Source organism: Paenibacillus paridis, assembly GCF_006345825.1.
Classification (GTDB): Bacteria; Bacillota; Bacilli; order Paenibacillales; family Paenibacillaceae; genus Pristimantibacillus; species Pristimantibacillus paridis.
In genome coordinates this window covers 39329-50903 of record NZ_VCIX01000067.1, presented here as the reverse complement: position 1 = coordinate 50903, position 11575 = coordinate 39329, and the positions used below count along the sequence as shown (strand labels likewise).

Sequence of the window (11575 nt, the reverse complement as noted above, 5' to 3'; positions counted from 1 at the left end):
TATTCTTTCTGCCTCTATTCAGTTTATCATCCTTGGATGGAAAGCCAAAGTAGCCATGTTTAAAATGGGGGCTTGTACAAAGGTTTAAATAAACAACGACAGCCATGGACGTTACTTTCCCGTCCATGGCTGTCGTTGCTTTCATGCCGCGATATAAAGCTTCCTATTCATCGAGTACCCCGTTTATGAGCTCTCCGAAACAACTCTTTCCCCGCCACTCGCGGCTGCCAATGCTGGTTTCTTCCTAAATCCGGTCAGCCATTTGCCCAAACGAATCGATGGCAGCTCAACAAAATAATAGCTGAGCGCCCCCGCTCCGAACGAAGCGGCAAAGGCAATTACCACGATAAACGTCTTATCCATTTCACCATTGAGCAAGTGGATAAGAGACAATAAAACGATCATATGGTATAGATACAAGCTATATGAGATTTTGCCCAGAAACAGCAGCGGTCTGCGCTGCAGTTGACGTGATAAACGAACGGACGATAACGCAGCTATAATGAAGATCGATGCGCCGAGCGCCGTCATCCAATCCCCGCCATGGGGCATGAACATATCATGGAAATCTTCACCGTAGCCAATCCACTTGAAGCTGTAGCAGCACAGCGCAACGATCAGAAGCAGCGCTCCCCACCAGCTGTTCATGCGAGCGAAGATGGCTCTCAGCTTGCCCTGATACTTCGCCAGAAGCGCTCCCACAATAAAGAAGGAAGCGTAGTGCAGCGACACGATAAAATTGGTCATGAAGCGCGTCTCGAAGATATCCAGCATTACCGTTGCGCCTACGGATAGGGCGATTGCGAGCGGGAGTCCGATTTTCCAGCCGCCTTTGACAATCGCTAGCATAACAAACGGAAACAATAACGAAATGCGCATCTCATGAACAAGTGTCCATAGAATGGGATCATACCTCGTCGTATTATAATTGCCTACAAACAACAAATGATGAAGGATCGACTTCATATCCGGCGGAGCTACCCATAGGTTATTGTAGTAAGTTGTTAAATCCGTCAGCTTCGAAACGAAGAGAATTTCCCGCAGCGCAATCGCAATGAACAACGCAACGATGAACGGAATGTAAATCCGGCAAATTCGCTTGATGACATACTTGGTATAGTTCTGCTGGCGATCGCTGAAGAACGGCAGCGAGAGCACGAAGCCGCTAAGCAGAAAGAACATAATAACGGCTTCATGGCCGCCCCAAATCGCATGCAATGGCGTATATTTTAACAAATTAAGTGGGTAATCCAGCAAGCCGAGGCCTGATGTATTTTGTACGATTGGCGTAAATACCATCAAAAAATGACCAACCATAACCGCAAGAGCGGCCAAACCTCTTAGTGAATCCAATTCCTCATAGCGCTGCACGCCGCGACTCCCCCACATTTACCGAATCTTTAAAGTAACAAAACGATTATAAGGGATAGCGGCCTGCTTTGTCCGCAACTATTTTTTGAGACGGTTCGAAGGCCGTACGCGCCTCCAGAGCTTCACCAATCCAAGCAAGCACAAGCACACAAGCAAGCCCGTACAGCCCCCGATAAAATCAAGCAAAACATCCGTCGCATTGCCCGTCCGCTCATCCGAGCTAAGCTGATTCCATTCGTCCAAAGCGGGAATCGCAACAGCCGCAAGCAGCGTGATTACAATTGAAATGAACCACCGGCCGCGGCTAAGCGCGCGCAGGAACATAAACAGCATCGCAGCAAACGTGGCATATACGAAGAAATGTGCCCCTTTGCGAAAGAAAAATTCAATAAAGGCATACGGCCGCTCATGTGCGTTGATAACGCTCGTCCGATATTTAACCGTAACGTCCGGCAGCCATCGCACAAGCTGGTCAGCACTAAAGTGGCTGCGCAGGAAAGGCTGAATGCTCTGCTGATCATACGTCTGAGAAGAAAATACGAACAAGAGCGTCAGCCATCCCGCAAACAATAGTCCCCATACAAGGGTTGAGATCCAAGTTGATGAACGATTCACTGCATCTTGCGCCTCCTGCCAAACAAACTGTGATCCCTCTATCATACTTGAAACAAAACTCGCAAACAAAATTGGCGTATAACCTAGAGTGGAGGCCAGCAAACAAATGAGGTCCCGAAAGGAACGAGGAGTAAACGAGTAAATGCAGAAATAAGAACAATAAGGACCTTAGTCCAATTCTCTGAATGAGGGAATACAGTATATAAGTCCCATTTTTATATAGTCAATAAGTCTTAAGTTTGGTATTATATTTAAAAGGAACACAAATAAGGAGGTTGCCATGTCTAGCTATTTAATGTTTACCGAGCTCTCCACTCCTCTCAAAATATTCGGCATCCGATTATTTAAAGACGAGGACGGACATTTTTGGTATAAATTTAAAAGTAATAAACGCAAACGAATGTTTAAATAAGCATATAGTCCGCTGGCGAGCATACAAGCGATTCACAGCTCAGCTTCTTGTCGCATGCTCTCTCATAACGCAAGCAGTCATAGCAGTTCAACACGCGATCCAAAGCCTGACTCGCCCCCAATACATCGTCGGATTGATAGGATTGGCTCATTAATAGCTTCTCAACCATCTCTTGACGCAGCAGCTCGATTTTTTGCTCCAGCTTTATTTTATGCAACGCGATATCCCTATTAATGTAACTTCTCCCCTCTCTCAACCAGAATCTAATCCACCCGGCGACGCTATCGCAGCAGTACTCAGTTATTTTACCGACGACGAAACGACATGCTTACAGAATAACTGAGTAGCTGCTTCCCTTAAACATATATTAAGCTCGGCACTGATGGCCAAGCCTCTTCTACTTCCAAATATATATACCTTTGAATAGAAAATTAAACAGCAAATGCTAATAAATCAATTAATAGAGACTTAAGTCCCTCCTATCTCCTACAGATGTATGTTTTTAGGAATACACCTCTAGATATTGTAAAGTAAAACTCTGTGCTAGGGTAGGTCAATTTTTTGCAGTATAGATTTTTTAGGTTTTTCGAGTAGAAAAACGAACAAAAAAAGACAGGTTTTCGCCACATTCTTCCTTCTTCATCATGAAATTAAGGTATATTCTACTATTCGATTAATGTAAATTCTGGTACTATGGTAGGGGTCCTGAGATAATATATACATTTCAAGAAGATTCAACCATTTGAAGCAAGGAGAGGCTAACATTGCAAAATAAAACGTTCAAACGCAGCTTTTTGCTGCTAATGACCCTGTTACTAGCGCTAGGCCATGCTTTCACCGCTATGGCCGCTACAACAGTGGACATTGTATCTACAGTTAACCAGCAGAACGGTTCAAAAGATGTTATTTTGAAAAGCGTCATTGATGTCGAAAAAGAGGATTATGCTTACCTTATGGGTGGTAAATCAATTGAATTCACACTCGTCGATGCCAACAATACAATAGTCGCCCCTGCCATCCAGAAGCAAATCGAAGAACATAAGGTTAGTGTTACCGGATCTACATACTCCATTCCGTTTACAGACCTTGCCTTTGAAGGCTTGAAGCCTGGTACGGCCTATAAGCTAAAAGCAGCCTTCCATAGTGAGACTCGACCGCTTCAATGGGAACAAACGGTTAATATCTTGCCAACCGCATATACCTTCAAAGTTGAACGTACGGCGAAAGAAGGCGGAAATGCTACCCTCGTTACGAACGCAACCATTCGTACAGATGACAAGAACATTACTGTTACAGTACTTGATGAATATGGCAAACCAGCCGTAGGCAAGTCCATCAGCATGGTTTATTACAATTACCTAAACAGCATTAAGCTGACTACAAATGAAAACGGACAAATCGAGCTGAATGGTCAGAACGGAGTTCCTATTCATAACAGCTGGAATCCCGTGTTGTTTCTTCAGGTAGATGAGAACCTACCTTCTTATACGGTTGAAACTCTCTATGTTCAGGATATTCTCGAAAGCCGTTATGAAAACCACAGAACGGTCGAGCTGCACTATTTGGATAAAGACAGCAGACTGCTCTCAGAAGTCATGAATACTTCCTTTGAGAATAATGAAGGCAACTACGAATCCTTTAAAACAGCTGGCGTGGGCGTCTACTTAACCAATGGCAGCTTTGGCACGCTCAGATCTACCATTAAGTCATCAATCAGCAATGAAACTTATCTTTATGAACTGAGCGCCGAAGAGCTTGCGCCTACATTAGATGGGCAACCTAAACAACTAATTCTGAATGCAGCGGAATATAGCAAAGTCTCCTTTCAATATAAGTGGGATGATCAGCCTGTCCGTGTGAAGTCTCTCATACTGAATAATAATAGCGGCAGCAGACAAATTTTCAAGAATGAGAACGCAAAGCTAGAAAATGTAGAAACACTATATATGGCTAAAGGAAAAACTTTTCAATTTGCGGCTGAACTTGAGCTGCCAAATGGAGATAAAGCGGTTGTAAGCAATGTCATTGACACAATGCAACCAACCCTTACCTTCTCTGACAACCTTAACTCTGGTCATTTTTCGGCCATTAGCATGGATGCGGACTATAGAAATGCCAAAGGAGACGCTACTCTTCTGGTCTCGTACGTAAATAACAAATACAACTACTATCAACTATCTACTCAGCTTGCAGCGGATAAGCGTGTTTTTGTGGAAACGAATAAAACCATTTACAAAATGAATGCCACAATTAATGCTGCAGGGGATCAAGCGATTATTGCCGCTGATTTTCTTCCAATAAAAAGCAGCTATACCTTTAAATCCGGCAAATCAGTAGTTACTACTGTCGAGGTAGGGGTAGAAAAGCAAGGTCAGCTAGAACAAAGAAATGAGCTGATTTTGGGAGAATCCATTAAACTGAATGCCAGATATAAAGACGAGAACGGTCACGCTCTTGATCCTAACAGCGCTACTAAGTTAGTTATTTATAAAAACAATGAAGTCTATTCTGACAATAACTACTTATACAGTTCTTACAGTAGTGAGAGCGGGATTTTAGATCAATACTACTATTACAGTTTCCTGCCAACAGAAGTAGGTAGTTATTCGATTAAGCTTTTGCAAATGAATGATAAGTACCAATGGGCTGAGCAAAACAGCACCAGCTTCATTGTCGCTCCCAAACGTGAATTGGATGTCGAGATTCGTGATCAAAACGGTAATCTTATTGATCTAGTAAACAAGCCATATATTACAGACTTCAACTCTAATCAATTAAAAATCACAGTCAAAGAGCATGTCACAGGCCAAACAGGTAATCCAGTCGCAGGCGTTACCCTCCTAGAATACGATGGGATTGCTACACGCTCCGATGACAATGGACAAATAACGCTAGCAAATGTTTATTTAAACGGTCATAACCAGTTCACATTTAGTAAATCGGGATATTTGGACAAAAGCATTCATTTCTATGGAATCGATCCACAGACTGAAGCTATTGTCAGGGTTTCTGGACTTGATAAACCTGAATTAAGCGATCAGTCGAATGTTCCTGGCGGCATACCTATGCAAAACGCCTCCGTGTATGCCACTATTCAAGAAGGCACTACAACGACATGGCAGCAGAGCTCTATGTACAATAATGATACCGTGAGCTATATGATTGTTCCATCGCCTTCTAAAGTGAAAATCGATCTTATTCGCAGCAATGATTGGTATAACAATAGCAGCAGCTCACCTTTTGGTTATTACATGATAGGTAATGTAAACACAGAACCTGGTAAAAATTACAACCTAGTTTTAGATGCACGCCAGCCTTTACAGCAAGTTTCTACCGTTAACGTAAGCCAAAGAGTAAGCCAGGTTTCCATTATCGGTAAAGACCTCGCTGGTGTATACGACAGTAGCAATATTCTTTCTGGCTATCGTGAAGACCAGAACAAATTTTACGCAACAAAGGGCATTTACAATGTACTCGCAAGAACAATAGAAGGAAATCTCATTTACTTAGAAAATATTGAATTAAATCAAGATGTGAATGCGCTGGATATCCCTAACAACTCCAATTCGCTTGCTACTATTAAAGTAGTTGGGGATGCCTACATTAATTCCATCACTTACGTGACAGATAACCAATCTCATCTGCGCGGTTCTACTAATTACCAAAGCAAGCTTGTTAACGTAACGCCAGGAAATATTCGGGTATCTTTAAGCGCCTTTGACGGCTCAAGGCAATACTATTATGAGATGCTATTGACCAAGGATGAGCTTAAGGCGGGCCAGCAAACCGATATCGCTTTGTCACCGCTGAAAGGAATTGACATATTAAATCTAGATTCATCCGGCAAGCTTACGCTCCCTCCTGACAGAAGATGGATTCAGCTAGGACTTGTCAATGAACATGGCGATAGCATTACTCAATATGCGACGCCTAAGCTGCTCGTATTCAACAGATCATGGGGCATTGGATCTCAAGACATCCTACCCGAGAGCGTTAAAATAACCATTAAAGATAGTAAAGGCAATGTTATAGAAGAAAGAGATCAACTGTATTATTTCCCTGAATATTTCTATGTGGAACAAAGCGGAGAATATACGGTAACAGCAACGCTTACTCTAGACGGAAAAACTTTTACTCTGAATAAAAAAATTAAAGTTGTCTTCTCCGAAGAGGAAGGTACTGATCCTGGAACAAACCCAGGTGCGACACCAAGTCCAACGCCTTCCCCAACCCCTGCACCAGGCACAGGCACGGGTCCGGTAACTGGCGGCGGCGGCCCTACTCCAACTCCAACAGCTGCTGCGGCTGACAAAGGCCTGCAAGAGCTATTAGAGAACAGTAACTCAGACAAAGAGAAAGCTGACAAAGCTGCAGGTCTCATTAACAGCGTGCTAGCAACAGTGAAAGAGATCAAAGATGCGAAGGAAGCCGAGAAGTCTGTACAAAATGTATCGTCAACGCTTGCGGCTGCTTCCAAGCTGCTTGAATCTATGAAAACCGCAGATGAGAAGGCAAAGATTACTGCCTCCATTACGCAAATGGTAAACAACACAAAATATGCATTCGAGCAAATTGAAGATGGGCCGAAAGCGATCGAGCTTGCGAAATCCATCATCAAAGATACAACAGCAGTATTGCAAAGCCTAGGCACCGCAGATTCTGTTCAATTAAATGAATTAAAAAATTCGCTTGTTCTGCTTAGCAAACAAGCAGTCGAGAAAGCAGCTTCCATAACACTTGATAGCAAGAACATCAAAGTTGAAGGCAATGCCTTAACAACTACACTTGACGCACAACAAATTGCTCAACAGCTGGAAACAACAAAAATAGCTTTGAGTGAAACGGTAAAAGAGTTAAGTGCAGCAGTTGGAGCGGATAAAGCTGCTAGCATTAACCCAGTTATTACAATTCATATTCCTAAACAAAGCGAGAATGTGACGAAGCTGGCAGCCGACTTACCTTCCGAGATCTATCAGGCTGTTCAAGCCAGCGGTCTCGCAGGCTTGAAGCTTAGCATGGGCAATATTGGCTTTATCGTTGAGCCAGATACATTCGGAAACGTGACAAGCGGCCAAACGATTACGCTTGCAGCTGAGACGGTCCATAATCTAACCGTTACAGCGCCGGCTTCTGCATCACAAGTAGCGAACATTCCAGTCATGGAATTCCAAGCAACCATAGGCGGTAAGAGGGTTGAGGCGTTCCAAAAACCGATGCCGGTGACCTTTGACGTGTCAGCTATCGATACTTCCAAGTACACTGAGGCTGATCTAGCTAACCTTACTGTATATCTGTTGAATGAAAAAACATTGACATGGGAGCCGGTAGGCGGGCTTTATGATCCGGTAACGAAGACCGTAAACGTCAAACGTGGCCATTTTAGCAAATACACCATAATGAAATCAACGGTAAGCTTCAAGGATATTGCAGCTACACACTGGGCGGCTACTGCCGTAAACACCCTTCTTGCCAAGGGCGTGCTTGATCAAACAGCATCGTTTGGCCCAAGCTTGAAAGTGACGCGTGAACAATTTGCAGCTTGGCTCGTTCGCTCTTACGGTCTGGATGGTACTGGCCTTAGCCTACCATTTACAGATGTAGAGAAGAACAGCGAATATTATGATGAAATAGCTGTTGCCTATGAGCAAGGCCTAATCCAAGGAAAATCAGCAGCAGCATTCGAGCCAAAGGCTGAGATTACTCGCCAAGAAATTGCTACGCTTCTCTCAAGAGCATTACAAGCGTACAATAGCAAGAAACTATCAGCAACGACTAGGGATAATCAGCTGAAAGGCTTTAAGGATGCTTCCTCCATTGCCGTATGGGCCAAAGATGGCGTTGCCCTACTCAAACAAGAGAACCTGATTACAGGCTACGAGGATGGTACCTACAAGCCAAAACAAACAACAACGAAAGCCGAAGCGGCTGCACTCATTTACCGCATTTATAGCGGCCATTAAACGAAATAGAACAAAAAAAGGGAGAGCAGGAAGTCATGATGACTTCCTGCTCTCCCTTTGACTTTATGGAATTAGGCCATGCTCTCTGCCAAAGCTCTTCCATCAGCAAGCTCTTTTTGGAATGCCTCGCGATAAGTAGCGATAATATCGGTCTTGAATCCGTTCGCTGTCAGCTTGCTCGTTGTGTCGGACATGATCGTCTCGAACTTCGCTGAGCAATTATCCACTTCTTGAATGCCTTTCGCCTTCAGCTTCACCTTATCCGCATCGCTCGCCAGCACATACTTCATGCCGATATCTAGCAGCGTCGTCTTGCAGCTCTCTCTTAGCGCCGCAAGCTTGGCTTCTGCTTCAGCCGTAATTTGCTCATATGTTAGCGTTACTGTACCTCCGCCGGTACCGCCTGTATTGCCTCCGCCCGTATTTCCAGTGCCGCCGCCTGTTCCTGGAAGAACAACGCCGCCACCGCCCTGCTCCGCCCGGTAAGCTGCTGATTCACCGCTAACCGTCTTCGTCACGGCATCATAGCCGATTTGTGTGCCAACCGACTCCGACAAGAAACGGATCGGCGCATAGATCGAGCCTTTGTAACCATAGAGTGATTGCCCAGCCGGCAGAACTGCCGCTTTCCCATCAAATACGAGCTTAGCCTTTACAGGCTGAATCGTGATCTCTACGCTTGCCTGAGGCTTCTGTGTCCCAGAAGTTGCGGACTGTAGGTGCTTCTTAAGCGCCTCTAGCTCCTTATCTGTTGGCTCTGATACTGTTGCTGTCGCGCCATCCCAATTCACAGTCTTTTGAAGTGCGTAGGAGATATAACGAATAGGTACGTAGGTACGACCTTCATAGATAAAAGCATATTGACCATCCGGCAGCTTAAGTGACTGCCCGTCAAATTTCAGTTGAACCGGTTGAGTCTTGGTCTTAATCGTTGTCGTTGCTGCCGAAGCGGCAGCCGTCCATAAAGAAGAAAGCATCATCATGGCTAGAAAAACAGATAATACAGGTGACTTTTTCATAAATCCTCCTTGATATCGTAGAGCTGATTACTTAATCGATTCTGCAATAACAGCCAGTGCATCGGCTCTGGCCTGGGCCTTCGCGCTCTCGTATTGCGAGCTCCAATCAGGGAAAGCTTGATCCCCAAGGTCGGCGGCCTTATACTCGCTCTTGGCATTACTTATTAATTCATTAAACTTAGCATCACAATCTGACTCCGCAGAAAAAACCTTATTCAGGTATTTGCTCTGAATATCCGCAAGTGTAGTATCCTTATTACTGCTCAATTCACCTGCGATCTGCTTCACTAGACTATTGCTTGTTGCTTGGCAGGAAGATTTCAGACTGCCCAGCTTGGCCGTGACTGAAGCATCAATTTTCTTCTTCTTCCGGGACTTTTCTTCCGAATTGGTAGATTCACCCTTGGAATTATCGTCCTTCTCTACGTTATCAGACGTTGGTCCTGGTGTCAAAGTTGCAATCGGGCTAGAAGTAGCATCCCCGGGCTGAGTAGAAGGCACTATCTCCGGAGTCTGTGTCGGCTCATTAATCATAGACGCTTCCGGTTGATCATCGTTAGATGCTGTTGGAGACAGCGATGGCGATGGAGAAACGATTCCCGTATTCCCCTCCGCGGATTCCTCCAACTGCCCATTCAACTCTTCTACTTGATTTATCTTGGAAAACAAGCTCATACTGCCATAAATAATGACTCCAATGATTACGAGTGCGCCTGCTAAAATAAACAGATACTTATTTCGATTTTTCATAGTGTTGGTTTCATAAGGACGATTGCACGAACAATGGCCTCTTATGATTCTCCTTTTTGGACTAGAATAAAATAATTACCCCAAAATTCTCTCATTCGAAATAAGTATCCATTTCGAGGCTTAGTACCCTATCTCGCTTCTTGAGATAATCCCTAAACATAGAATAGCTGGATTTAACTTCATGGAGCTGGTCAAAACCGTTACCTATTAAATATAATGTTGTAGGATATTGAGTCATATATTATTCTGCCCCCTACTTATCAATCTATTTACTTTTGTTCAAAGTTATGATTAATATGTAATCTCAGTTAGTTTACATAAGTAAATTAATGCATTGAAGTATAAAGACGAAAAAGTACAAGCCAAGCTTTCAAATAATACAGCCCAGTGGGTAATATAATAAAAAACACTACTCCCCATATCCCTTTTCAAATCGCCAAGCATCCCGACACATAGCAATAATGTCACGCTTTGCTGTCCAGCCTAGTTCCTGCTTTGCTGTTGAAGCATCTGCATAGCATGAAGCAATATCCCCAGGTCTTCGATCCACGATTTCATAAGGGACTTCAATATCATTAGCTTCTTCAAAAGCTTTCACTAATTCTAGTACACTAGTACCTTTTCCGGTTCCCAAATTATAAACATGGACACCTTCAGTTAGGTTTTCCAATGCAGCAACATGCCCTTCAGCCAGATCCACTACATGGATATAATCACGAACTCCTGTACCGTCTACTGTTGGATAGTCATTTCCAAACACACGTAATTTCTCAAGTCTACCTTTCGCCACTTGAGTTACATACGGCATAAGATTATTTGGAATTCCATTAGGAGCTTCACCAATTAAACCGCTCTCATGGGCTCCTACTGGATTAAAGTATCGTAGGAGTGAAACTGAGAAAGCAGGATTTGCTTTGACTATGTCAGTTAAGATTCGCTCAATCATTGCTTTCGTTTCACCATAAGGATTAGTCGTTGGTAGAAGATCCATAGTCTCGACAAATGGAACTTTATTATCCCCGTAAACTGTTGCAGATGAGCTAAAAACAAATCTAGTTACACCATATTTTTGACAAGCTTTTGTAAGAACCATTGTACTTACGATGTTATTGTAATAATATTCCAGAGGCTTCTCTGTTGATTCACCTACTGCCTTAAGGCCAGCAAAATGAATAACTCCATCAATCTTGTAATTTCTGAATATAATATCAACAGCTTCTGCATCTGTTACATCAATCTCGTAAAAAGTAACTTCTCTATCAGCTATATCCATGATTTTCATTATAGTCTCATGCTTACTATTGCAAAGATTATCGGCAATAATCACTGAATGTCCTGCTTCAAAAAGAGCAATACAGGTATGTGACCCTATATATCCGGCGCCGCCGGTTACTAATATATTCATGAAATTATCCCCCCGTTCAAAAAACTTACTGCTTAGCACTTTA

Annotated in this window: 8 protein-coding genes; 1 reads left to right on the top strand and 7 read right to left on the bottom strand. The window is 43.4% G+C overall.

Annotated elements, in window-relative coordinates:
- Positions 1-183 precede the first annotated feature (183 nt).
- The 3 genes from FJQ58_RS03705 to FJQ58_RS03695 form a co-directional block, all read right to left on the bottom strand.
- The gene (locus tag FJQ58_RS03705; RefSeq protein WP_162341286.1) at positions 184-1371 is read right to left on the bottom strand and encodes an acyltransferase family protein; all 1188 of its coding nucleotides are present in this window, start codon (positions 1369-1371) and stop codon (positions 184-186) included.
- 78 nt (positions 1372-1449) lie between these two features.
- Complete coding sequence (locus tag FJQ58_RS03700) at positions 1450-1986, bottom strand: VanZ family protein (RefSeq protein ID WP_162341284.1); 537 nt, start codon at positions 1984-1986, stop codon at positions 1450-1452.
- A gap of 404 nt (positions 1987-2390) precedes the next feature.
- The gene (locus FJQ58_RS03695) at positions 2391-2615 is read right to left on the bottom strand and encodes an aspartyl-phosphate phosphatase Spo0E family protein (protein WP_139991085.1); all 225 of its coding nucleotides are present in this window, start codon (positions 2613-2615) and stop codon (positions 2391-2393) included.
- A gap of 547 nt (positions 2616-3162) precedes the next feature.
- On the opposite strand from FJQ58_RS03695, the gene FJQ58_RS03690 reads away from it, so the two are divergent.
- Positions 3163-8358, top strand: a complete 5196-nt coding sequence (locus tag FJQ58_RS03690; RefSeq protein WP_139991084.1) for an S-layer homology domain-containing protein — start codon at positions 3163-3165, stop codon at positions 8356-8358.
- A gap of 71 nt (positions 8359-8429) precedes the next feature.
- Here FJQ58_RS03690 and FJQ58_RS03685 read toward each other — a convergent pair whose 3' ends face one another.
- The 4 genes from FJQ58_RS03685 to galE all read right to left on the bottom strand — a co-directional run bounded on the left by FJQ58_RS03685 (position 8430) and on the right by galE (position 11532).
- Positions 8430-9377 carry a copper amine oxidase N-terminal domain-containing protein gene (locus FJQ58_RS03685; protein ID WP_139991083.1) on the bottom strand — a complete coding sequence of 316 codons (948 nt, stop codon included), beginning with the start codon at positions 9375-9377 and terminating at the stop codon, positions 8430-8432.
- 27 nt (positions 9378-9404) lie between these two features.
- On the bottom strand, positions 9405-10127 hold the full coding sequence (locus FJQ58_RS03680) for a hypothetical protein (RefSeq protein WP_139991082.1): 723 nt from the start codon (positions 10125-10127) through the stop codon (positions 9405-9407).
- 91 nt (positions 10128-10218) lie between these two features.
- Positions 10219-10365 carry an AbiH family protein gene (locus FJQ58_RS33375; protein WP_139991081.1) on the bottom strand — a complete coding sequence of 49 codons (147 nt, stop codon included), beginning with the start codon at positions 10363-10365 and terminating at the stop codon, positions 10219-10221.
- Positions 10366-10536: 171 nt separating this feature from the next.
- A complete protein-coding gene (galE, locus tag FJQ58_RS03670; protein ID WP_139991080.1) occupies positions 10537-11532 on the bottom strand; it encodes a UDP-glucose 4-epimerase GalE in 996 nt (331 codons plus the stop codon).
- Between the last annotated feature and the right edge of the window lie 43 nt (positions 11533-11575).